Annotated in this window: 21 protein-coding genes; 11 read left to right on the top strand and 10 right to left on the bottom strand. The window is 67.6% G+C overall.

All coding sequences use genetic code 11. The features are described 5' to 3' along the window. The first annotated feature begins 75 nt into the window (after nt 1-75). A complete protein-coding gene (locus RD110_RS28845; protein ID WP_076199823.1) occupies nt 76-1,626 on the top strand; it encodes a methyl-accepting chemotaxis protein in 1,551 nt (516 codons plus the stop codon). 9 nt (nt 1,627-1,635) lie between these two features. Here the strand turns inward: RD110_RS28845 and RD110_RS12705 are convergent, their stop codons facing one another. Next, on the bottom strand, nt 1,636-2,568 hold the full coding sequence (locus RD110_RS12705; protein ID WP_076199822.1) for a class I SAM-dependent methyltransferase: 933 nt from the start codon (nt 2,566-2,568) through the stop codon (nt 1,636-1,638). 82 nt (nt 2,569-2,650) lie between these two features. Here RD110_RS12705 and RD110_RS12700 point away from each other — a divergent pair, with 82 nt between their 5' ends. Next, nucleotides 2,651-3,406, top strand: a complete 756-nt coding sequence (locus RD110_RS12700) for a sulfurtransferase (protein ID WP_076199821.1) — start codon at nt 2,651-2,653, stop codon at nt 3,404-3,406. 2 nt (nt 3,407-3,408) lie between these two features. Further along, nucleotides 3,409-4,686: an MFS transporter gene (locus RD110_RS12695; protein WP_076199820.1), complete on the top strand. Its 1,278-nt coding sequence runs from the start codon at nt 3,409-3,411 to the stop codon at nt 4,684-4,686. Nucleotides 4,687-4,693: 7 nt separating this feature from the next. Here RD110_RS12695 and RD110_RS12690 read toward each other — a convergent pair whose 3' ends face one another. The 5 genes from RD110_RS12690 to RD110_RS12670 all read right to left on the bottom strand — a co-directional run bounded on the left by RD110_RS12690 (nt 4,694) and on the right by RD110_RS12670 (nt 7,898). Continuing rightward, nucleotides 4,694-5,590 (bottom strand): pirin family protein, encoded by an 897-nt coding sequence (locus tag RD110_RS12690; protein WP_076199819.1) that lies wholly within the window; start codon nt 5,588-5,590, stop codon nt 4,694-4,696. Between the two features lie 14 nt (nt 5,591-5,604). Further along, nucleotides 5,605-6,012, bottom strand: a complete 408-nt coding sequence (locus RD110_RS12685) for an OsmC family protein (RefSeq protein ID WP_076199818.1) — start codon at nt 6,010-6,012, stop codon at nt 5,605-5,607. Between the two features lie 66 nt (nt 6,013-6,078). After that, nucleotides 6,079-6,633: a flavodoxin family protein gene (locus RD110_RS12680; protein WP_076199817.1), complete on the bottom strand. Its 555-nt coding sequence runs from the start codon at nt 6,631-6,633 to the stop codon at nt 6,079-6,081. 48 nt (nt 6,634-6,681) lie between these two features. Further along, nucleotides 6,682-7,101 carry a DoxX family protein gene (locus tag RD110_RS12675; RefSeq protein WP_076199816.1) on the bottom strand — a complete coding sequence of 140 codons (420 nt, stop codon included), beginning with the start codon at nt 7,099-7,101 and terminating at the stop codon, nt 6,682-6,684. Nucleotides 7,102-7,196: 95 nt separating this feature from the next. Next, nucleotides 7,197-7,898: a pirin family protein gene (locus RD110_RS12670; RefSeq protein ID WP_076199815.1), complete on the bottom strand. Its 702-nt coding sequence runs from the start codon at nt 7,896-7,898 to the stop codon at nt 7,197-7,199. A 155-nt stretch (nt 7,899-8,053) separates the two neighbouring features. Here RD110_RS12670 and RD110_RS12665 point away from each other — a divergent pair, with 155 nt between their 5' ends. From RD110_RS12665 to RD110_RS12645, 5 genes are all read left to right on the top strand, one after another. Next, a complete protein-coding gene (locus tag RD110_RS12665; protein ID WP_076199814.1) occupies nt 8,054-9,001 on the top strand; it encodes a LysR family transcriptional regulator in 948 nt (315 codons plus the stop codon). Between the two features lie 140 nt (nt 9,002-9,141). Next, the gene (locus RD110_RS12660) at nt 9,142-10,227 is read left to right on the top strand and encodes an NAD(P)/FAD-dependent oxidoreductase (protein WP_076199813.1); all 1,086 of its coding nucleotides are present in this window, start codon (nt 9,142-9,144) and stop codon (nt 10,225-10,227) included. Nucleotides 10,228-10,239: 12 nt separating this feature from the next. After that, entirely contained in the window at nt 10,240-11,160 is a 921-nt protein-coding gene (gene gluQRS, locus RD110_RS12655) for a tRNA glutamyl-Q(34) synthetase GluQRS (RefSeq protein WP_076204910.1), read from the top strand. Continuing rightward, nucleotides 11,144-11,929 (top strand): tRNA (guanosine(46)-N7)-methyltransferase TrmB, encoded by a 786-nt coding sequence (trmB, locus tag RD110_RS12650; RefSeq protein WP_394329454.1) that lies wholly within the window; start codon nt 11,144-11,146, stop codon nt 11,927-11,929. The genes gluQRS and trmB overlap by 17 nt, the downstream gene beginning before the upstream one ends. Further along, complete coding sequence (locus RD110_RS12645; RefSeq protein ID WP_157900173.1) at nt 11,926-12,825, top strand: pseudouridine synthase; 900 nt, start codon at nt 11,926-11,928, stop codon at nt 12,823-12,825. Before trmB ends, RD110_RS12645 begins: the two co-directional genes overlap by 4 nt. 14 nt (nt 12,826-12,839) lie before the next feature. On the opposite strand, the gene RD110_RS12640 is transcribed toward RD110_RS12645, so the two are convergent. Both RD110_RS12640 and RD110_RS12635 read right to left on the bottom strand, forming a co-directional pair. Further along, the gene (locus tag RD110_RS12640) at nt 12,840-13,664 is read right to left on the bottom strand and encodes a response regulator transcription factor (protein ID WP_083686242.1); all 825 of its coding nucleotides are present in this window, start codon (nt 13,662-13,664) and stop codon (nt 12,840-12,842) included. Continuing rightward, nucleotides 13,664-13,999: a hypothetical protein gene (locus RD110_RS12635; protein WP_076199810.1), complete on the bottom strand. Its 336-nt coding sequence runs from the start codon at nt 13,997-13,999 to the stop codon at nt 13,664-13,666. The genes RD110_RS12640 and RD110_RS12635 overlap by 1 nt, the downstream gene beginning before the upstream one ends. 259 nt (nt 14,000-14,258) lie before the next feature. Here RD110_RS12635 and RD110_RS12630 point away from each other — a divergent pair, with 259 nt between their 5' ends. After that, on the top strand, nt 14,259-16,772 hold the full coding sequence (locus RD110_RS12630; RefSeq protein ID WP_157900172.1) for an ATP-binding protein: 2,514 nt from the start codon (nt 14,259-14,261) through the stop codon (nt 16,770-16,772). Between the two features lie 48 nt (nt 16,773-16,820). On the opposite strand, the gene alaS is transcribed toward RD110_RS12630, so the two are convergent. Both alaS and RD110_RS12620 read right to left on the bottom strand, forming a co-directional pair. Continuing rightward, nucleotides 16,821-19,445 carry an alanine--tRNA ligase gene (alaS, locus tag RD110_RS12625; RefSeq protein ID WP_076204906.1) on the bottom strand — a complete coding sequence of 875 codons (2,625 nt, stop codon included), beginning with the start codon at nt 19,443-19,445 and terminating at the stop codon, nt 16,821-16,823. A 96-nt stretch (nt 19,446-19,541) separates the two neighbouring features. Next, the gene (locus RD110_RS12620; RefSeq protein WP_076199808.1) at nt 19,542-20,960 is read right to left on the bottom strand and encodes an MFS transporter; all 1,419 of its coding nucleotides are present in this window, start codon (nt 20,958-20,960) and stop codon (nt 19,542-19,544) included. Between the two features lie 458 nt (nt 20,961-21,418). On the opposite strand from RD110_RS12620, the gene RD110_RS12615 reads away from it, so the two are divergent. Continuing rightward, nucleotides 21,419-22,333: a dihydrodipicolinate synthase family protein gene (locus tag RD110_RS12615; RefSeq protein WP_076199807.1), complete on the top strand. Its 915-nt coding sequence runs from the start codon at nt 21,419-21,421 to the stop codon at nt 22,331-22,333. A 31-nt stretch (nt 22,334-22,364) separates the two neighbouring features. Then, a complete protein-coding gene (locus RD110_RS12610; protein WP_076199806.1) occupies nt 22,365-23,498 on the top strand; it encodes a branched-chain amino acid ABC transporter substrate-binding protein in 1,134 nt (377 codons plus the stop codon). The last annotated feature ends 6 nt before the right edge of the window (nt 23,499-23,504 follow it).

Here is a 23,504-nt window from a genome sequence, read left to right as displayed (position 1 = left end):
GGCGCGCGGCTGCCGGCGACAGGTTTGAAACAATCTGCTTAAATAGCCATAACAATGTTTCCGGAAAGAGCCGCCATGTTCCGCTCCCTTCGCAGTTCCACCCTTTGCCTTGCCGCGGTCGGCATCCTGGCCGCCCTGCTGGTGGCCGGGCAGTCCTATTGGGGTCTGAAGCGGCTCAACGAGATCGCCACCCAGACCTTCGTCGCCAAGGACGTGGTGGCCGACATCCTGCCGCCGCCGATGTACCTGATCGAGATGCGACTGGTGCTGTCGCAGGGGGTGGAGGGCAGCATGCCCGTGGCCGAGGTCCGGCGCCAGTTCGACAGGCTCGAATCCGAGTACCGCCAGCGCGCCGACTTCTGGCAGAAAAACCCGCCCTTCGGCCTGGAGAAGCAACTGCTCGGCCGCCAGCACGAAGGCGCGCAGCGCTTCATCGCCGCGGCCCGCCGCGACCTGCTCGCGCCACTGGCCGCCGGTGACCTGGAGACCGCGCGCAGGAACATGCCGGCGGTGCACGCGCTCTACATGGAACACCGTGCCGGCGTGGACGAGACGGCGCAGGCCGGCAACCGCTTCGCCGATCAAACGATCGCATCGTTCGGCGAGACCAGCGCCAAGATCGGTGCGGTCTCGGCCTGGTGCATCGGCGCCGCGCTGCTGATGGTGCTGCTGGTCGCCAGGCCGGTGCTGCAGAGCCTGCGTACGCCCATCGCCTACTGCACCCGCCTGGCCCAGCAGGTCGCCGAAGGCAACCTGCTGGTGACCATCCAGAGGACACGCAAGGACGAGATCGGCGAACTCCAGGCCGCCCTGGGTGCCATGCAGACCGCACTGCGCGGCATGGTGGGCGCGGTGCGCGAGTCCTCCGAAGGCATCCGCATCGCCAGTGCCGAGGTGGCCAGCGGCGGCATGGACCTGAGCCACCGCACCGAGAACACGGCATCCAGCCTGCAGCAGGCCGCAGCCGCCATGGAGCAGCTCTCGGCCACCGTAACCCACAACGCCGACTCGGCGAGCCATGCCAACCAGTTGGCCTTGTCGGCCGCGAACGTGGCGGCGCGCGGCGGCAACATCGTCGGCCAGGTGGTCAGCACGATGGACGGGATCAACACCAGTTCGCGCCAGATCGTGGACATCATCGGCGTGATCAACGGCATCGCCTTCCAGACCAACATCCTCGCCCTCAACGCCGCGGTGGAAGCCGCGCGCGCGGGCGAACAGGGCCGCGGCTTCGCGGTGGTGGCCAGCGAAGTGCGCCAGCTCGCCCAGCGCAGTGCCGAGGCGGCCAAGGAAATCAAGGCCCTGATCGACGCCAGTGTGGACCGCGTCGCAGCCGGCAGCCAGTTGGTGCAGCAGGCCGGCTCCACGATGACCGAGATCGTGGCCAGCGTGCAGAACCTCAACAGCATCATCGGCGAGATCACGGCCGCCGCGGCGGAACAGAGTGCGGGCATCGCGCAGATCAATGGTGCGGTGAACCAGCTCGACGGCATGACACAGGAAAACGCCGCCCTTGTGGAAGAAAGCGCCGCCGCGGCGGAAAACCTGCAGCAGCAAGCCGTGCGGCTCGCCGACATCGTCAGCGCATTCAGGCTGGACACCGGCAGCCGGCTGGCGCTCACCTGAGCGCGGTTTTCAGTCAGGCGCGCGGTAGACCAGCACCTTGAGCGAGCGTTCTTCGGATACATCGGCGAACACGGCTGGATTGGCCACCCGCTCGACGAACACCAACTCCGGCGCCAGTGTTTGCACCTGCTGCTGCAGGAAGGCCGGGCCGAGTTCGGGCGCATTCAGGCACAACAGGGCATGGCCGCCCGGGCCCAACAACTCGGGCAGCCGCCGTATGAGCCGCGCATAGTCCTTAGTGGCGACGAAGCTGCCCTTCTGGTAACTCGGCGGATCGACGATCACCAGCCCATAGGGTCCGCCCCGCGTGATCTTGCCCCAGGTCTTGAAGATGTCGTGGGCCAGAAAACTCGCCCCCGAGGCGATGCCGTTGAGCTGGTGGTTCTGCTGTCCGATGGCGATCGCGCCCTGGCCCATGTCCACGTTGACCACCTGCTTCGCCCCGCCCAGCCGTGCCACCACCGAAAACGCGCAGGTGTAGGCGAACAGGTTCAGCACCTTCAGACCAAAACGGCTACCGGCCTGCGACTCGGCGAACGCGCGCACCCAGCGCCGGCCTTCGGCCATGTCGAGGAACAGGCCGTGGTTCTGCCCTCTGTCCAGATGCACGCGGTAACGCGCGCCCTGCTCCGTCACGGTGTGCGGCTCGGGCACGGCACCGGCCAGCAGGCGGGTCTCGCTGCGGCCCTCGTGCCGGCACTGGAACACCAGGTTCAGCGGCTGGCCGGGTGCGATCGCGGCCCAGCGCACCGCCAGCGCCGCCTGCAGCGCGGCAAGTTCTGCATCGGCCACGGGCTGGAAACTCGTCAACAGGCAGACCGGCGGGAAGACATCCAGCGCCCAGTGTTCGCAGCCCGGGTGCAGCCCGCCGCGGCCGTGGAAGATGCGGCAGGCGTCGGTGGAAAGTTCCATCGTGGCGATGGCGTCGAGCAGGGCTTGCATGGGAGAGGGCTCCGGTCGGCTGAAACGGGCAAGTGTAGACAGCGCCTTCCGACGCGCGCGAGGCTGCTTCTAGAATCCAGGGGTGAACTCGATCCTCAACATCTCCGCCTACAAATTCGTGCCCCTGGCCGACACCGAAGTGCTGCGCGAGCGCCTGGCCTCGCATGCGGCCGCATTGCAGCTCAAGGGCACCATCCTGCTGGCCACCGAAGGCATCAACCTGTTCCTGGCCGGGCCGGCCGAACAGGTGCACGCCTTCGTGGCAGCCCTGCGCGAAGACAGCCGCTTCAGCGACCTCTCCCCCAAGGAAAGCTGGTCGGCCACGCAACCCTTCAAGAAGATGCTGGTGAAGGTCAAGCGCGAGATCATCCGCATGGACCACCCGGCGATCCAGCCCGACTTCACCAGCGCCGAAGGCCGCGCTCCGGCGGTGCCTGCGGCCACCGTGCGGCGCTGGCTCGACCAGGGCGTGGACGACGAAGGCCGGCCGGTGGTCACGCTCGACACGCGCAATGCATTCGAGGTGGACCACGGCACGTTCGAAGGTGCGATCGACTGGCGCATCGAGAAATTCAGCGAATTCCCCGCAGCGCTGCGGGCGCACAAGAACGAGCTCGCCGGCAAGACGGTGGTGAGCTTCTGCACCGGCGGCATCCGCTGCGAGAAGGCGGCGATGCTGATGCGCGAAGAGGGGCTCGATCACGTCTACCAGCTCGAAGGCGGCATCCTCAAGTACTTCGAGGAAACCGACGGCGCGTTCTACAGCGGCGACTGCTTCGTGTTCGACGAGCGGCGCACGCTGGCGCCCGACCTGTCGGCGAGCACCCCACCAGGTTGACCATGCCGTCCTCGATTGAAAAACCAGGCGCGCCCGACGCAGCGGCCACTGCCTTCACCGGCTACCAGAAATTCGTTGCCGGCCTGCTCGCCTTCCTGCAGTTCGCGGTGATCCTGGACTTCATGATCATGTCGCCACTGGGCGCGATGATCATGCCCGCACTGCAGATCTCACCGCGCCAGTTCGGCTTGGTCGTCTCGGCCTATGCGTTCAGCGCCGGTGCCTCCGGCCTGCTGATGGCCGGATTTGCCGACCGCTTCGACCGCAAGCGACTGCTGCTGTTCTTCTATGCCGGCTTCGTGTTGTCCACCTTGTGGTGTGGCCTGGCACCGAGCTTCGAGCTGCTGCTGGCCGCGCGCGTGGTCACCGGCATCTTCGGTGGCGTCATCGGCTCGGTCGTGCTGGCCATCGCCACCGACCTGTTCGCACCGCAGCTGCGCGGCCGCGTGATGGGCGTGATCCAGACCGCCTTCGCCGCCAGCCAGGTGCTGGGGCTGCCGGTGGGCCTGTACCTGTCGAACCATTTCGGCTGGCACGCGCCCTTCGTGGCGATGGCCGCATTCGGCGCCGTCGGTGGGCTGGTGATCGCCTGGCGCATGAAGCCGGTGGCCGACCACCTGCGCGCACCGCAGGAAAGAAGTGCGTTCAAGCACCTGCTGCACACGGTGACCGAGCGACGTTACCTCATGGCCTTTGCCACGACCGCCCTGCTGACCACCGGTGGTTTCATGCTGATGCCGTTCAGCAGCGCCTTCACGGTGAACAATCTCGGCATCCCGCTCGTACACCTGCCAACGATCTACCTCGTCACCGGCGCCTGCACCATCTTCGTCGGGCCGCTGGTCGGCAAGGCCGCGGACGCCTGGGGCAAACTGCGGGTGTTCCTGGCGGGCAGTGCGCTGACCATCGTCATGGTGACGCTCTACACCCACCTGCACGACGTGACCCTGCCGGTGGTGATCCTGGTGAACGTGGTGATGTTCGTCGGCATCTTCTCGCGCATCATCCCGTTCCAGGCGATGGTCACCTCCGTACCCAAACCGACGCAGCGCGGCGCCTTCACCGCCCTCAGCGCGGCCACGCAGCAGTTGTCGGGCGGCGTGGCCTCGCTCGTGGCCGGGCACATCGTGGCCATCGGGCCCGATGGCCGGCTGCAGAACTTCAGCGTGGTCGGCTATGTGGTGGTCGGCTCCACGCTGGTTGCCGCCTTCCTGGCGACGCGCGTGCACCGCGGCATCCGTGAGCGCGCCGCCCTGGCGCCACGCGCGGCGACGGCATGACGATGTCCTAGAGAGGCTGCGGTTCCGCTGGCTTGCGCGTCGGCAGTGGGATGAAGTCGGTCTCGCCCGGCACCTGGCCCATGGCCTGGGCCTGCCAGTCGGCGCCGGCCTGGGCGATGCGCTCCTTGCGGCTCGAGACGAAATTCCACGAAATGAAGCGGTACCCGTCGAGCGGCTCGCCGCCGAGCACCATCAGCCGCACCGGCGCGGCGCCGGCCCGGATCACCGCGTCTTCGCCGGGCGACAAAAGGGCCAGCCCCTGCGCGGCCAGCGTTGCGCCGTCGATGTCGAGCGCTCCGTCCACCGCATAGACGCCGAGCTCGGCGGCCAGCGGCGGCAGCACAACGCTTCCCATCGCGGGCAACTGCACGTCGAGGTAGATCGTCTGCGAAAAGGTCTTGACGGGCGAGCGCAGGCCAAAAGCCGCGCCAATCAACACGCGCACCTGGGCATCACCGAGCGTCACCACCGGGATGTCGGCCGCGGCGGTGTGTTCGAAGCTCGGCTCCACTTCTTCGGCCGCCACCGGCAGCGCGGCCCAAAGCTGGATGCCGTGGTTCACGTAATCCACCCCACCCAGTTGCGGCGGCCGGCGCTCCGAATGCACGATGCCGCGCCCGGCCGTCATCCAATTGATCGCGCCGGGCTCGATCTGCTGCACCGAACCCAGACTGTCCCGGTGCAGGATCGCGCCTTCGAACAGGTAGCTGACGGTGGCCAGCCCGATGTGCGGATGCGGCCGCACGTCGTATTCGTCGGACGGATGCACCGTCACCGGGCCGAAGTGATCGAAGAAGATGAATGGCCCGATGGCCTGCTTTTTGGCCGACGGCAGCAGCCGTCGCACGATGAAACCGCCGCCGAGGTCCTTGTCGTGGCCGGTCAATGACAGAGCAATGCCCATGGTGCAGGTCTCCTTCAGGCGCGTTCGACGTGGGTGGTGACCTCGGTCGTGACCGCGGTCATGAGTTTGTGCACCGGGCATTTCTGCGCCACGGCCGACAACTCCTGGATCTGCGCATCGCTGAGTTCGCCGCCGATCTGCAGCCGGGTGGCGAGGCGGTAGACGCCCTTGCGTTCCTCGCTGTCGTCGCGGTCGACCACGGTGCGGATGTCGGTCACCGGCATGCCCTTCTTGCGCGCGTACCACATCACGGTGAGCGCCTTGCAGGCGCCGAGCGCCGCGTCGTACAGGTCGTGCGGGCTTGGCCCCGCGTCGGTGCCGCCCTCGGCCACGCCGACGTCGGCGGTCAGCGCGTGGCCGCGGATCTGCAGGGATTGCGCCAACGGACCGTGTCCGTCGGCGACCTGAAGCGATACGGTCATGATGAAACCCTGTGTGTTGTTCCGCCAGGACCGTCCCGGCGAACCGGTCGCAAGCTTAACCGTGGATCAAGCCTTGAGTCGCGCGGTCACGGCGGCCACGCGTTCGCCATACAGGCGCGCAGTTTCCAGGTCGCCGGCGGACATTTCGGCCGCGCTCGCGTCGGACGGCGACTGCACCAGCACCCCCACCGAGCCGCCGAGGTTGTTGACGTCGTTGCGCGTGGCGGCCTTGGTGTTGGCTGGCGCCAGGCCCAGGCTGACCCAGATGCCGCCCTGCTGCGAGGCCAGCGTCTGCAGGTAGATCAGCGTGACTTGCTTGTCGCCGTTGAAGCTGGCGCTGTTCGTGAAGCCGCCGAAGACCTTGTCCTGCCAGGCGCGCGTGAACCAGGCCTTGCTGGTGGCGTCGGCGAACTTCTTGAACTGCCAGCTCGGGCCGCCCATGTAGGTCGGCGTGCCGAAGATGATGGCGTCGGCGTCGTTCAGCATGGCCCAGCCGGATTCGGGCAAGTTGCCCTCGGCATCGATGGTCACGAGTTCGGCGTTCGCGCCCTGCGCCACGGCTTGCGCCACGCGCAGGGTGTGGCCGTAGCCGGAATGAAAGACAACAGCGATTTTGGACATTCGATTTCTTTGCAGGGAGAAGATTGAAGGAGAGAGAAGCGCGTTTTCTTATTGCTTGTCGACGCTGAAACGGCCGGCACCAAAGCTCGCGAATGCCAGCATGCCACCGGCGATTGCCAGGTTCTTGAAGAAGTTCATCTGGTTGGCCATGACCTTGTCGGCCGGCATCGCCCAGTAGTTATGGAAGAACACGGCCGTGGCGACGGTGAAGATGGCCATGATCAGGGCCACGATGCGCGTCTTGTAGCCGACCAGCAGCAGGATGCCCAGGCCCAGCTCGACGATCACGGCAATCGCGGCGGCAACCTGCGGCAGCGGCAGGCCGACCGAGGTGATGTAGCCGACGGTGCCGGCAAAACCCATGAGCTTGCTCCAGCCCGCGGGGATGAACAGGGCCGCGATGAGAATCCGGCCGATGAGGGCCATGCTGTCTTGCGCGGGATTGGTGATGGGGGTGGTGGAAGCCATTGGAAATACTCCTGATTAAAAAAAGAAAACAAAAAACGCGAGCCAGACAAGGCAAGACCGGCCGATCACCGATGGATGACCGGCCGGGTCGGACCTTATGCTGCGAGGTCGAACACGAGGACTTCGGCGTCCTTGCCATGGGCCAGCGCGACTTGCGACTCGCCGTCGAGCAGGGCCGCGTCGCCGGCGCTCAGCTTCTGACCGTTGACCTCGAGTTCGCCGCGCACCAGGTGCACGTAGCCCTTACGAGCCGGATTCAGCGCCAAAGTTGCAGCCTCGTCGCCATCGAACAGACCGGCGTACATGGCGGCGTCGGCATTGACCTTCACCGAACCATCACCGCCGTCGTTCGAGACCACCAGACGCAGCTTGCCGCGCTTCTCATTGGCTGCGAACGTCTTCTGCGTGTAGCTCGGTGTGATGCCGGTAATCTTCGGCAGGATCCAGATTTGCAGAAAGTGCGTGGTCGCGTCCGGTGCATGGTTGAACTCGCTGTGCTGCACGCCGCGCCCTGCGCTCATGGCCTGCACGTCGCCGGGCGGAATGCCCTTGACGTTGCCCATCGTGTCCTTGTGCGCCAGATTGCCCTCGAGCACGTAGCTGATGATCTCCATATCGCGGTGGCCGTGGGTGCCAAAACCCATGCCGGGGGCGATGCGGTCTTCATTGATGACGCGCAGGTTGCCCCAGCCCATGTGTTTCGGATCCATGTAGCCGGCGAACGAGAAGCTGTGCTGCGACTTGAGCCAGCCATGGTCTGCGTGGCCGCGGTCCTGAGATTTGCGAAGTGTCAACATGGAAAAACTCCTGTCTGCATGGACTCTGCATCGAGTCCTTGGTTGTGAACCCATCGGGTGGGTCCATGGCATGAACTTTAGGCGTTGAAGGCGGCTCGGCGGTACACGCGCTTTGATGGCATCATTCAAATTATTTGAACGAATCTGGGCCATCCATGCAAACACCGCGCGACGTGCTGACACCGGACAGCCTCTCCATGCTGCTCACCATCGCCAGCGAGGGCAGCTTCGCGGGCGCGGCGCGCAGCTTGGGGATGGTGCCCAGCGCCCTCACCTACCGCGTGCGCCAGGTGGAGGACGCGCTCGACGTGCTGCTGTTCGACCGCAGCTCGCGCCAGGCCAGGCTCACCGAGGCTGGCGCCGAATTGCTGCGTGAGGGCCGTCGGCTGCTCGACGACGTGGACGCCGTGGCCAACCGCGTCAAACGCGTGGCGACGGGCTGGGAGCCTCAATTGACCCTGGCGGTGGACAGCGTGATCTCGCACGCGACGGTGATGGAACTGTGTGAAGCTTTCTATGCGCAGACCCCGCCCACGCATCTCAAGATCCGCGAGGAAATCCTGTCCGGGACGCTGGAAGCACTGACCTCGGGCCAGGCCGACCTGTCGATCGGCGTGGCGCTGGAGATCACCAACAACGGCAGCATCCAGGGCAAGCCGCTCGGCGACATGTTGTTCATCTTCGCGGTGGCGCCGCACCACCCGCTGGCCCAGGCGCCCGAGCCCCTGAGCGACACCCTGATCCAGCAACACCGCGCCGTGGCCGTGGCCGACTCGGTGCAGCGCGGCAGCGGCCTGACCTACGGCCTGCTCGGCGGCCAGGATGTGTTCACCGTGCCCAGCATGCGCGCCAAACTAGAGGCCCAGCTGCGCGGCTTGGGTGCGGGTTTCCTGCCCGAGAGCCTGGCGCGGCCCTACATCGAGGCCGGCCACCTCGTCACGCGCCAGGTGGAGCGCCCTGCCCGCGTGATTCGCGTGAGCTACGCCTGGCGCAGCCCGACACGCGGCACGCACGGGCGGGCGCTGCAGTGGTGGCTGCAGCAATTGGAAAGCCCGGCAACGCGTACGGCGCTGCTGGAGCGGCAGTACAACCATTGGGATTGAGGCGTGGCCATGGCGATCTGCGATGGCATGGGGAAAGCCCTCCTTGCGCTGCGGCCAAGCGGGCTGCGGGTGCGTGTAGAGTCCATGCATGACGGCCGGGCCGTTTTCCTTTCCCGAATCTCTCAACCAAGAACAGCAACATGACACCTTCAAACACGCGTGCCACCTCTTCCCCAGACGCGCCTCGCCGCATCGCCGTGATCGGCGCGGGCATGGCCGGCATCGCCTGTGCGCGTACCCTGGCGCAGGCCGGGCACGAGGTCACGGTGTTCGAGAAGAGCCGCGGCGCGGGCGGGCGCATGGCCACCAAAAGCACGAATTTCGGCGGCTTCGACCACGGCGCGCAGTACTTCACCGTGCGTGATCCGCGCTTCGCGCTCGCGCTCGAAACCGCCAAGGGCATCGCCAAGCCCTGGAGCGCCAACCTGGTGCGCGTGCTCGACCCGTTCGGCCGCGTGGCCGCCGCCGGGTTGCCGGCGCGCGAGCCGCATTACGTGCCGACGCCGGGCATGAACGCACTGGTGCAGCATTGGGCCAGGCCGCTGGTCGATGCCGGACAGCTTCATCTGGAAACCCTGGTGACCCGCATCGAGCGCGACACCTTCACGCCGAAGAAGTGGCAGTTGCGCACCAACGGCATGCCGGGCACGCCGGATGCGGAACAGGTGTTCTCCGGTTTCGACGTGGTGCTGCTGGCGCTGCCCAATCCGCAGGCCCAGGCCTTGCTTGAGAACTCGGCCCAGGCGCCGAAACTGGTCCGCGAAATCGGCAAGGTGCGTGTCGCGCCGTGCTGGACGCTGATGCTGGCCTTCCCGCAGGCGATCCAGCCGACCATGTCGCACATCGGCCCGCAGTGGAACGCCGCGCGCAGCACGCACCACCGCATCGCCTGGCTGGCGCGCGAATCGTCCAAGCCCGGCCGTGCGGGTGTGGAGCGCTGGACGGTGCAGGCCAGCGCCGCGTGGTCGCACGAGCATCTGGAAGACAGCGACGACCGCATCCAGGGTAAGCTGCTGCGCGCGTTTTCCGAAGTCACCGGCATCCGCGCCGAACCCAGCTTTGCCGCGGTGCACCGCTGGCGTTACGCCCAGACCATCCAGCCGCTGGGCCAGAGCCACCTTTGGGACAAGGCCGCGCGCATCGGGGCCTGCGGCGACTGGTGCATCGGCCACCGGATCGAGGACGCGTTCGTTTCCGGGCTCGAACTGGCGCTGGCCGTGGCTTGAACGGAGTGGGTGGTGGGTGAGCGTTACATCGGTCGGTTCGCGCCATCCCCTACCGGGCCGTTGCACCAGGGCTCTCTGGTCGCCGCCCTCGCCAGCTGGCTCGACGCCCGCGCCCATGGCGGCCGGTGGCTGGTGCGTATCGAAGACGTGGACCTGCCGCGTTGTGTGCCGGGCATGGATGTCGTCATCCTCGGCCAGCTGGAGGCCTGCGGCCTCGTGCCGGACACACCGCCCGTTGTGCAGTCGCAGCGCTCGGCCATCTACCAGGCCGCCCTGGACCAACTGGTGGCCGCCGGCCTGGCCTATCCTTGTGCCTGCTCCCGCAAGGACATCGAGATTGCCGCGGCCCGGACCGGCCGGCCACGTGAACGCAACGGCGAACTGGTCTACCCCGGCACCTGCCGCCATGGGCTGAACGGCCTCCCAGCGCGAGCCTGGCGGCTCGACGTCGCCAGCGCCTGTGCCGATGGTGCCGTCGTGCACTGGGTCGATCGCCGCCTTGGCGCGCAAACGCAGGACGTGGCCACGGAGGTCGGCGACTTCGTGCTGCGCCGCGCCGACGGCCTCTGGGCGTACCAGCTCGCCGTGGTGGTGGACGATGCGGCCCAAGGCATCACCCACGTGGTGCGCGGCGCCGACCTGGCCGACAACACGCCGCGCCAGGTCGTGCTGCAGCGCGCGCTCGGCTTGGTCACGCCCATCTACCTGCATACGCCGCTGGTGCTGGGCGACAACGGCGAAAAGCTCTCCAAGCAGAACGGCGCACGGGCCTTCGACAGCGCCGCGCCGCTGGATGCGCTGACGGCGGCGGCGGCGCAACTCGGCCTGCCGGGTCCGCCGCCGGCCTTGCATGCCAGCGATGACCCCATCCGGGCTGCGCTTTCTCATTGGGTCACGGCCTGGCGGGCTCTCTACAATCCCACCCGTGAATGACACAACCACCTTTACCCCTGGCGCAGCTTCGACCGCCGATCCGCAAGCCGGACTGAACCCGACCGTGGCGGGCCAGCCCCCGGCCAATGTCGCCCATCCCAAGTCGATCAAGAGCTACGTGCTGCGCGCCGGCCGCACCACCTCCGGCCAGGCCAAGGCCACCGAGGAACTCGGCCCGCGCTTCGCCCTGCCCTATGCGGCGCGCCCGCTCGACCTGTCCGCCGCCTTCGGCCGCAGCGCGCCGACCGTGCTGGAGATCGGCTTCGGCATGGGCGAAGCCACGGCCCACATCGCCACCGTATTGCCCGAGGTCAACTTCCTGTGCTGCGAGGTGCACCAGCCGGGCGTGGGCGCATTGCTCAAGCGCATCGGCGAACAGGGCATTACCAACATCCGCATCGTGGCGCACGACGCGGTGGAGGTCATCGACCACATGCTCACGCCCGGGGCGCTCGACGGCGTGCACATCTTCTTTCCCGACCCCTGGCACAAGAAGCGGCACAACAAGCGCCGCCTGGTGCAGCCGCCGCTCGTGGCCAAGCTGGCTTCGCGCCTCAAGCCCGGCGGCTACCTGCACTGCGCCACCGACTGGGAGCCGTATGCCGTGCAGATGCTGGAGGTGCTGGGGGCCGAGCCACTGCTGCAGAACACCGCCACGGCCGAGAACGGTTACGCCGAGAAGCCGGCCTACCGCCCGCTCACCAAGTTCGAGAACCGCGGCATCAAATTGGGCCACGGCGTATGGGACGTGGTGTTCCGGCGGGTTTGAGCGAAGCGAATCAAAGGCTGCCCACGCGAAACGGCGTGGGCCCGAGCTGCGTCGGCCTGCCCGCGGGCCCGTGGGCGACCGTGCTGGATTTTTTTGCCGATCGGTTCCCCGACGTCAGCCGCGCCACCTGGCTGCAGCGCATGGCCGAGGGGCTGCTGATCGACGAGGCCGGCGCGCCGGTGCACAGCCACGCGGCCTACCGCCCGCACACCCGGCTCTACTATTACCGCGAGGTGCCTTCAGAGGCGCCCATCCCGTTCGAAGCCGAGATCCTGTTCCAGGACGATCACCTGCTGGCCGTCGACAAGCCGCATTTCCTGCCGATGGTGCCCGGCGGACGTTACCTGCAGCACACGCTGCTGGTGCGGCTCAAGCAGCAGTTGGGCATCGACACGCTGGTGCCGCTGCACCGCATCGACCGCGAGACGGCGGGCATGGCGCTGTTCGGCATCCGCCCCGAGGAACGCGACGCTTACCACGCGCTGTTTCGCGAGCGTGCCGTGCACAAGCACTACGAAGCCATCGCCGCCTGGCGCGAGGGGCTCGAATTACCGCTGGTGCGCCGCAGCCGCATGGTCGAAGGCACGCCGTTTTTCAGGCTGCAGGAGGTGGAGGGCACGCCGAATTCGCAGACGCTGGTCGAACTCGTCGAGCAACGTGGCGACTGGGCGCGCTACCGCCTGTCTCCGCTCACCGGCCGGCGGCATCAGCTGCGCGTGCACATGGCCGGACTCGGCCTTCCGATCCGGTACGACCGCTTCTATCCCGAGCTCGACAACAGCCCGGAGGACCACGCCCGTCCGCTGCAACTGCTCGCGCGGGCCATCGGCTTCACCGACCCGGTGACAGGCCAGGCGCGCCATTTCGAGAGCCGGCGCCGCCTCGCCCTGCCCTGACGGCGGTACATGGGCTAGCACGGCCGGCCCCGGCTCGCGGCGAGTTGCCGGTAGATGCCTTTCACGTGCGACAGCACCTTGCGCGGCGAAAGCGCCAGCACCTCGCTGATCTCGGGCAAGCCCGTGCCACAGGCCGCCAGGCGCAGGATGGCGATCTCTTCCTCGGACAGGACCGCGGCGTCCTGCTCCGCCGCACCGCCCGCCGGGCCCCCCGACGCGCCGAATCCCGACGTGACGACCGACCGCAGGCGGAACCGCGCCAGCACCCGTCGCGCCACGCCGGGGCTGATCAGCGCCCCGCCGTCGCGCAGGGCATGGATCGAGGCGACCACCCATTCGGGCGCGGCGTCCCGGTAGACATAGCCGGCAGCGCCAGCCTCGATCGCGGCCAGCACCCGCTCGTCGTCGCCGACCTGCGTGCGCACCAGGATGTCGGTCTGCGGCAGCCGCGCGGCGCAGTGGCGGATCAGCGCCAGGCCGAAGTTCTGCGCCATGCCGGGCTCGACGATCAGCACCTCGGGCCGGTAACGCGAGAGGTTGGCCATGGCGGTCTCGGTGTCGCCGGCCGTTGCCAGCAGTTGCAGCTGCGTGTCGGCGCCCACGGCGGAGGCGAAGCGGCGCAGGCAGTCGGCATCGCTGTCGACCACCAGCACACGGACCCGGTCACGGCCGAGCGCGGTCGACGTGGTGGGCGCGGAGGCCGCGATCGGCACGGCCGTGCCGAAGCTGGCGCCTGCGCCACCGAGATCGAACACCGAGCGCGGCGATGCCGCCGGCCGGCTGAAGGAGGGCGAGGACATGGCCGGGACGGCCGCGGCGGAAGTGAACAGGCTTTGCATCAGAACATCCCCAGTTGCAGTTTCCCCACCGGCTTGGCGGGGCGGGTTTCCTCGCCGGCCAGCTTCAGCGTCTGCGGCAGCGGCAGCGCCTTCATGGCCGCGGTCGCCGCCGAAGCCGCGCCGGCCGGGTTGGCGGCCTGCGCCACGCCGGCCCAGGCGCCGGGCTCGGACAACAGGGGGATCCAATGCCCGGCGGCCACGGCGATGGCCACGCAGGCCGCGATCCAGGCCAGGCCCGCGCGGTCGAAGAACGGGTCTGGTTCGGTGGCGGCGGAGGACAACGGCTCGGCCGGCTGGCCGAAGCGCTCGAACGGGTCTAGCGGCTGGAAGTTCATGCGACAGTTCCTGAGAATGATGGCAAGGGATGGCCCGGAGGCGATGGGGTCAACTTTCCTCCTGTGCCGTGCAAAAGTCCCCGGAAGTCCATGAAGCGTTCTGAAAACTTCTGAATCGCCTGGCTTGGGCTACATTTACCGAGGCAAATCGGGTGATCCGCCGCGGCCTGCGGCGCCAGCCCTGTCTTTGATCGGGAATATTTCAGTGCTGACCAGTTACCGTTTTGGCCGTGTCGAAATCAGGCCATCACAACGCTTGGTGTTGGTGGAAGGCGTCGCCACCGCGCCGGGCGCCCGCGCCTTCGATGTGTTGATGGCCTTGCTCAACCACCGCGAACGCGTCGTCTCGAAGGACGAACTGCTCGACACCGTCTGGCCCGGCCTGGTGGTGGAGGAAAACAACCTGCAGGCCCAGGTGTCGGCCCTGCGCAAGCTGCTCGGCCCGCAGGCCATCGTGACCATTCCGGGCCGCGGCTACCGTTTCGTGCTCGAACAGGACGATGAATCCGCCACCGCGGAGACGTCGCCCGCCACCAGCCAGGCCGCGGCCGCGCCGTCGACGGCCGCCCTGCCGGTGCCCACCAACCTGCCCCATGTGCTCACGCCACTGATCGGCCGCGAGCTCGACATGGCCCGGCTCGGCGCGCTCATGGCCGAGCAGAGACTGCTCACCATCGTCGGCGCCGGCGGCATCGGCAAGTCGTTGCTGGCGCAGTGGCTGCTGCACGAGCGGCGCGGCGCGTTCCCGCACGGCGTGGCCTGGGTCGATCTCGCACCGCTGTCCTCGCCCGAATTCGTGGCCAGCAGCATCGTCGAGGCGCTGGGCCTGCAGTCGGGCCACGGCGATCCGCTGCGTTCGCTGATCGAGGCACTGCGACCGCTGTCGATGCTGGTGGCCATCGACAACGCCGAGCACCTCATTGACGAGGTCGCGCGGGTGATCAATGCGCTGCACGTGGCCGCGCCGGATCTGCAGGTGCTGGTGACCAGCCAGGCGCCGCTCAAGCTGCCCGGCGAATGGGTGTACCGGCTCGACGGCCTGTCGCTGCCCGACGGCGACGTCGCGCCCCAGGACGCCATGGCCTTCGGCGCCGTGGCCCTGTTCGCGCAACGGGCGCAGGCGGCCGACCGGCGCTTCGTCCTCGGCGAAAGCAACCTGCCCGCGGTGATCGACATCTGCCGCCAGCTCGACGGCCTGGCACTGGCCATCGAGCTCGCAGCCGCACGTGTGCCGCTGCTCGGCCTGGCTCAGCTCGGCGCGTCGCTCAACACCCGGCTGCGCCTGCTCAGCGGCGGCAGCCGCGGCGCGCCGGCCCGGCAGAAGACGCTGCGCGCCGCGCTCGAATGGAGCTACGGCCTGCTCGAGCCCGCTGAGCAGAAGGTATTCCGCATGCTCGGCGTCTTCGTCGGCGGCTTCTCGCTCAAGCTCGCGCAGCAGGTGCTGCTGGACGACACGCTCGACGCCTGGACCGTGATCGACGTGCTCGGCTCGCTGGTGGACCGTTCGCTGGTCATCGCCGACGGCGAGACACCCGAGGCCGACGAGATCCCGCGCTACCGGCTGCTCGAGACGCCGCGCAGCTACGCGCTCGAACTGCTGCAGGCCGCCGGCGAGGAAGCCGGCGTGCGCCGCCGCCACGCGCTGGCCATGCGCCGGCTGCTGGAACAGGCCGACATCGACTTCTTCAGCGGCCGGCAGCGCATCGACGACTGGTATGCCGCGCTCGCCCCGGACCTCGGCAACGGCCGCGAAGCGCTGGCCTGGGCGCTGGAGAACGACCCCGCTTCCGCCGTCGCCATGGCGCCAGGCCTGGCCGAGGCGCTGACCAGCGACCGCCGGCGCGAACGCCGCTACGTGTGGGAGATCACCGCGCCGCTGGTCACCGAAGCCCTGCCGCCCGGTCTGCAGGCGCGCTGGTGCAGCCGTGCCGCCTACTTCTGGGCCTACCGCCAGCCCGCGCTCGGGCGGCGCCTGGCGCGCCGCGCCGCCGAGCTGTACCGCGACCAGCCTGGCGAGCAGCGCAACCTCTACCACGCCCTGGCCGCACTGGTCTACGCACTGACCTACGGCGCCCAGCAGGCCGAGGAACAGGGCGCGGCGATGGCCGAGATGTGGGCCATCGAAGACCCGGCCTGGCCGCCGATCGTGCGCAGCTATGGCCTCTTCGCCAGCCTGACCTGCCGCTTCGTGGCCGGTGCGTACGACGACACCATCGAACTGCTGCTGCAGAAAGCCCGGCTCGACTCCCAGGCCGGCTATTCCGAAGCGCTGCTGCGCGGCGAGGACATCATCGGCTACATGGAGCTCGCCGCCGGCCGCGTCGATGCCGCCATCGCGCGCTACCTCGCGCTGCAGGCACGGCTGGCCGGCACGCGCCACCTGGCCACGCTGCTGCTGGTGCAGATGCACCTGGCTGCCGCCTGGCTGGCCAAGGACGACACGGCCCAGGCCCGCAGCCTGGCCGAGGCCAGCTGGCCGCAGGTGCTGCATTTCGACGCCCAGGTGTATGCGGCCGACAACCTGGCGCTGCTGGCCGCGCTCGAAGGCCGTCCGCGCGCGGCCGCACGCCTGCTCGGCTATGCGGGCAAGGTGCACGGCGCACACGGCAAGTCGCGCGAGGTCAACGAGGCGCGCGCGGCCAGGCGCGCCGAAACCCTGGCCCGCTCAGCGCTGGGCGACACCGACTTCGAAAGCCTGTCGGCCCTGGGCGCCGCGCTGCGGCACGAGGACGTGGCCGCCGTGGCTTTCGCGCCGACGACGACGGATCCATGAAAAATGCCGGACAGGGTCCGGCATCCGTTCAGGGTGTGCTTTTCGAAATCAGAGCCGCTCTGCCACCCAGCCTTGCACCGACGCCAGCGCCGCCGGCAGCTTGCTCGCATCGGTGCCGCCGGCCATGGCCATGTCCGGCTTGCCGCCGCCCTTGCCGCCGACCTGCTGCGCGATGAAGTTGACGAGTTCGCCGGCCTTGACCTTGTCGGTCGTGTCCTTGGTCACACCCACGGCGAGCTGGACCTTGTCACCCTCGGCCACGGCGAGCACGATCACCGCGGTCTTGAGCTTGTCCTTGAGCTTGTCCATGGTTTCGCGCAGCGCCTTCACGTCGGCGCCTTCGAGCTTGGCCGCGAGGAACTTCACGCCCTTCAGGTCGATGGCCTGCTGCACCAGTTCGTCGCCCTGGCTCGACGCCAGCCTGGCCTTGAGCACGGACAGTTCCTTCTCGAGGCCGCGTGCATAGTCGATGGACTGCGCCACGCGCGCCTGCAACTCGGCCGGCGGCACCTTCAGGCTGCTGGCGGTCTGCGCCACGGTGTCTTCCAGGCCCTGCAGGTAGTGCAGCGCGTTCAGGCCGGTGACGGCCTCGATGCGGCGCACGCCAGCGGCCACCCCGCCTTCGCCCACGACCTTGAACAGGCCGATGTCGCCGGTGCGCTGCACATGGGTGCCGCCGCACAGCTCCTTGCTGTTGCCGATGGTCAGCACCCGCACGGTCTCGCCGTACTTTTCGCCGAACAGCATCATGGCGCCGGTCTTTTGCGCGGATTCCATGTCCATCACGCTCGCGTCCGTGGCCTCGTTGGCCAGCACTTCGGCATTGACCAGGGCTTCGATCTCGCGGATCTGCGCGTCGGTGACCGGGCCGTTGTGCACGAAGTCGAAACGCGTGCGCTCGGCGTTGACCAGCGAACCCTTCTGCTGCACGTGTTCGCCCAGCACCTTGCGCAGGGCCAGGTGCATCAGGTGGGTGGCGCTGTGGTTGCGCACGGTGGCCGCGCGCAGGGCGGTGTTGACGCGGGCGGTGACGCTATCGCCAACCTTGATTTCGCCCTGGGCCAGCGTGCCCTGGTGGCCGAAGACGTCGGCCCTGATCTTCTGCGTGTCCCCGACTTCGAAGGTGCCAGCCGCGCCAACGAGGACGCCCTCGTCGCCGACCTGGCCGCCGGATTCCGCATAGAACGGCGTGGTGTCCAGCACCACCGTGCCGGTTTGACCTTCCTTTAGCGTGCTGACGTTGACGCCATCTGCGTAAAGTGCTATGACTTTCGCAGCAGCTTCCAATTGGTCGTAGCCGGTGAACAGATTGCTCTCACCGGTGTATTCGAGCGCCCGGTCCATCTTGAACTTGCCGGCGGCGCGGCCCTTGGCCTTCTGCGCCTCCATGGCGGCGTTGAAGCCCGCCGCGTCGACTTCCACGCCGCGCTCGCGGCAGACATCGGCCGACAGGTCCAGCGGGAAGCCGTAGGTGTCGTGCAGCTTGAAGGCGACCTCGCCGGGCAGCACCTTCACGCCATCGGCCAGCGCCGCGTCCAGGATTTCCATGCCGTTGGCCAGCGTCTCGAAGAAACGCTCTTCTTCCGCCTTGAGCACTTCGACGATGCGTTGCTGCTGCTTTGCCAGGTTCGGGTAGGCGTCGCCCATCAGCGCCACGAGGTCAGGCACGAGCTTGTGGAAGAACGGCTTGCCCTGGCCCAGCTTGTAGCCGTGGCGGATGGCGCGGCGGATGATGCGGCGCTGCACGTAGCCGCGGCCTTCGTTGCCGGGGATCACGCCGTCGCTCACCAGGAACGAGGTGGCGCGGATGTGGTCGGCGATGACGAACAGGCTCTTGTTGGTCAGGTCGGTACAGCCTGTTTCGCGAGCGGCAGCCTTGATCAGCGCGTCGAACAGGTCGATCTCGTAGTTGCTGTGCACGTGCTGCAGGATGGCGGCCAGCCGCTCCAGGCCCATGCCGGTGTCCACGCAGGGCGCGGGCAGCGGGGTGACGGAGCCGTCCTCGGCCATGTCGAACTGCATGAACACGTTGTTCCAGATCTCGATGAAGCGGTCGCCGTCTTCACCAGGGCTGCCGGGCGGGCCGCCGGGGATGTGCTCACCATGGTCGTAGAAGATTTCCGAGCACGGGCCGCAAGGGCCGGTGTCGGCCATCATCCAGAAGTTGTCGGACTTGTAGCGGCCGCCCTTGTTGTCGCCGATGCGGATCACGCGCTCGGGCGGCAGGCCGATTTCCTTGGTCCAGATGTCGTAGGCCTCGTCGTCCTCGGCGTAGACCGTGGCCAGCAGCCGTTCGGCCGGCAGCTTGTAGACCTGGGTCAGCAGTTCCCAGGCCCATTTCAGCGACTCGCGCTTGAAGTAGTCGCCGAAGCTCCAGTTGCCCAGCATCTCGAAGAAGGTGTGGTGGCGCGCGGTGTAACCCACGTTTTCCAGGTCGTTGTGCTTGCCACCGGCGCGCAGGCAGGCCTGCACCGACGCCGCGCGCACATAGGGGCGCTTGTCGGTGCCGAGGAACACGTCCTTGAACTGCACCATGCCGGAGTTGGTGAACATCAGCGTCGGGTCGTTGCCCGGCACCAGCGAACTGCTGGGCACCACCGTGTGGCCCTTCGAGGCGAAGAAATCGAGGAAGCTCTTGCGGATGTCGGCGACGGTGAAGGTTGGAGTGGTCATGTTGCGCAATGTGTGGGTGCCGTGGCGTTCATTCAAGCGGCAGGCCTGCCGAAGGCCCTGGACGTCGGTAACCGCTTGATTTATTTGAACCTTTGATTATAGGTTTGCGTGCACCGGCGCATGCCGCAGGCGCAGGCTGCTGAACAGGCCCGCGGTGGCGGCGAAGCCGGCGGCCAGCGCCAGCGCCAGCACCGGTCCGCGCCCGCCGTGGGCATCGACCACGGTGAAGATGATCGCCAGCAGCACCGCGCCCAGCGTCTGCCCGGTGAGCCGTGCGGTGCCGAGCATGCCGCTGGCGCCGCCGGAACGGTGTGCCGGCGCGCTGGTCAGGATGGTGTGGTTGTTCGGCGACTGGAACACGGCGAAGCCCGCGCCGCACAGCGCCATGCGCGAGGCGATGGCCAGGTCGCTCGGCTGGGCGGGCAGCGCCGCCAGCAGCGCCAGGCCGCAGGCCAGCAGACCCAGCCCGATTCCGCCGAGCAGCCCGTCCGGAATGCGGCCGATCAGCCGGCCGACGATCGGCGCCACGACCACGATGGCCACCGGCCAGGCGGTGATGAGGGCGCCGGTCTTCAGGTGAGACAGGCCGTAGGTGTCGAGCAGCAGGAACGGCAGCGCGATGTAGGCCAGCATCTGCGCCGCAAACGCCCCGACCGAGGTGCACATCGACAGGGCGAACACCGGGATGCGCAACAGGTCGAGCGGGAACACCGGCGTGGCCTGGCACTTCTCCAGCTGCAACTGCCGCCGCACGTAGAACACCCCGATCGCCAGACCGACCAGCAGCATGATCACCGGCCCGGCCGCCTCGGCGGCGCCACCGCCGGCCGCCACCCGGGTGCCCAGCGCGTCGGCGCCGAGGAACACCAGGCCGAACATCAGGGCGTTGAGCAGCACGTCCAGCGGCGCGATCCGGATCGGTTCGCCGTGCCGGGGCGCGTTCACTGGCAGCGAGCTGCGGCCGAGGATCAGCACCACCACACCCAGCGGCACGTTCAGGGCGAACAGCCACGGCCAGGGCGCGATCGACAGGATGGCCGCGGCCACCGTCGGCCCGGCCACCGAGGCGAAAGCCACCACCATGGAATTGATCGCCACGCCGCGGCCGAACAGCTTTCGGGGATAGATCAGCCGCACCAGCGCGCCGTTCACCGCCATGATGCCCGCCGCGCCCAGGCCCTGCAGCGCACGCGCGGCCACCAGTCCGGCCAGCGAGTTGGCCATCACGCAGCCCAGCGAGGCCAGGGTGAACAGCGACAGGCCCCAGAGGTAAACGCGCCGGTAGCCGATCTGGTCGCCCAGCGCCGCGCACGGCAGCAGCAGGCCGAGCGTGGCCACCTGGTAGGCGTTGACCACCCACACCGTCTGCGGTGCGGTGACATGCAGGTCCCGGGCGATGCCGGGCAGCGCGAGGTTGACGATCGTGCCATCGAGCACGGACAGGGCGATACCGAGAATGATGACGCCCATCGCGTGATAACGCGCGGGCGTCGGCAGACCATCTTGAACCAGCATGAAGACCTTGGCGGAAACGAAGAACGGAGACGGGGAACGGCAAGCGGCGAGATGCGCGACCGAAGCGAGCCGGAGCGCGCCGGGGGGCCTTCGATTGTGCCGCCGCCTGCGGTGGCCCGCTGGCCGCTCGGCCCAAGGCCCCAGGCCAGCGTCAGGCAGGCATCAGGCCATCGCCAGACGCCCCGTATCGCAGCCGCAGCCCCAAAACGCGGCACGCGCCTCAATGTAGTGCCCGTGATGCGCCAAACCGGCCCGCAGCCGCCGGCCGAAGCGCAGAAACCATCGATTTCCCGCTGCCACAAGCGCACAACGAGCTGGCACGCAACCTGCTAAATACCCTGACAAGATATTTTAAATATTCCACTAATATATTAACAATTGCTTCCAACGAAGCGTTTACTTCCTTCGCCCAACCGCGCCTCACCTCGCACAACCTCTTATTTCCAGGAGCAAACCCCATGCAGAATCCACGCTGGCAAGGCATCTTCCCCGCCATCACCACCAAGTTCCACGCCGACGAGAGCATCGATGCCGCCGGGACCGCCAAACACATCGACTTCCAGATCCGCAACGGCATCCACGGCCTGGTGACCTGCGGCTCGCTCGGCGAAGCCAGCACCTTGTCGCTCGAAGAAAAGCTGCAGGTCGCGAAGATCGCGCTCGAGGCCGCCGATGGCCGCATCCCGGTGCTGGCCAACGTGTCCGAAACCAGCACGCGTGAAGCCCTGCGCTACATCGACGGCGCGAACAAGCTCGGCGTGGCCGGCTTCATGGTCATGCCGTCCGTGATCTACGTGGCCGATGCGCGCGAAGCCATGCTGAACGTGCGCACCATGGCCAAGGCCGCGGCCAAGCCGATCATGGTCTACAACAACCCCGTGGCCTACCGCGTCGACCTGAAGCCGGAGCACATGGTCGAACTCGCCGACTGCGAAGAGATCGTCGCCATCAAGGAAAGCACGGACAACATCCGCCGCATCACCGACCTGCGCAACGTGCTGGGCGACCGCTACCAGCTGTTCCTCGGCGTGGACGACCTGGCCTACGAAGGCCTGGCCCTGGGCTGCGACGGCCTGCTGGCCGGCGTGGGCTGCGCCTTCCCGCGCGAAACCGTGGCGCTGTACGACCTGATGAAGGCCGGCCAGTGGGCCGAAGCGCTGAAGCTGTACCAATGGATGACGCCGATGCTGCACCTGGACGTGTCCACCAAGCTCGTGCAGAACCTCAAGCTCATCGACCTGCTGGTCGGCGTGGGCACGGAACACATGCGCCGCCCGCGCCTGCCGCTGGTCGGCGAGGAACGCGCCTTCATCGAGAACATCGTCAAGAAGGCGCTGGCCACGCGCCCCGCCAAGTACCAGTCGGTTGCCTGATTTCCTTCCCTCACACCACTAGGAGACACCCATGAACGTCCGCCCCCACCTTCTCTCCGCCCTCGGCCTCGCCGTGCTGGCCTGCGCCACCCAGGCCAGCGCGCAGGAACAGGTCGTCACCATCGGCCAGACCGGCCCGCTCTCGGGCCCCAACGCCTTCGCCGGCAAGGACAATGAAAATGGCGTGCGCCTCGCCGTCGAGGAACTCAATGCGAAGAAAATCGTGGTCGGCGGCAAAACGCTGAAGTTCGAACTGCAGTCCGAAGACGACCAGTGCGACGCCAAGTCCGGCGTCAACGTGGCGCAGAAGCTGGTCGACAGCGGCGTGAAATACGTGATGGGCCCGTACTGCTCCGGTGTGGCGATCCCCGCCTCGCGCGTCTACAGCAACGGCGGCGCGATGGTGTCCACCGTGGGCACCAACCCCAAGGTCACCGAAGGCGGCTACAAGAACCTGTTCCGCATCATCGCCAGCGATACGCAGATCGGCTCGAACATGGCCATCTACGCGGCCAAGGTGCTGAAGGTGACGAAGGTCGCCGTGATCGACGACCGCACGGCCTTCGGCCAGGGCGTGGCCGACGAGTTCACCAAGGAAGCCAAGAAGCAGGGCCTGACCGTCGTCGGCCAGGAATTCACCACCGACAAGGCGACGGATTTCCTGTCGATCCTGACCACGCTCAAAGCCAAGCAACCCGAAGCCATCTTCTTCGGTGGCTATGCCCCCCAGGCCGCACCGATGACGCGCCAGATGAAGCAGCTCGGCCTGAATGCCAAGCTGCTCGGCGGCGACACGCTGTGCAGCCCCGAGATGGGCAAGCTCGGCGGCGACGCGGTGAACGACACGGTGTTCTGCGCCCAGGGCGGCTCGATGCTGGAGAAAGCCGCCGGCGGTCCGGCGTTCAAGGCCAAGTACAAGGCGCGCTTCAAGCTCGACGCCGATGCCTACGGCCCCTCGTTCTATGACCAGATGATGCTGATCGGCGAATCCATGCAGAAGGCCAACTCCATCGACCCGAACAAGGTCGGCGCGGAAATCTACAAGGCCAACTACAAGGGCGTGGCCGGCACCTACACCTACGACGAGAAGGGCAACATGACGCAGGCCCCGATCACGGTGTTCACGTTCAAGAACGCCGTTCCGACCGCGCTCGCAAGCTACTGAGCCAAC

This window comes from Rhodoferax koreense, from assembly GCF_001955695.1.
In the GTDB taxonomy this organism is placed as follows: domain Bacteria; phylum Pseudomonadota; class Gammaproteobacteria; order Burkholderiales; family Burkholderiaceae_C; genus Rhodoferax_B; species Rhodoferax_B koreensis.
Note: the sequence above shows the minus strand (reverse complement) of the source record. Positions and strands in the feature narration are given on the sequence as shown.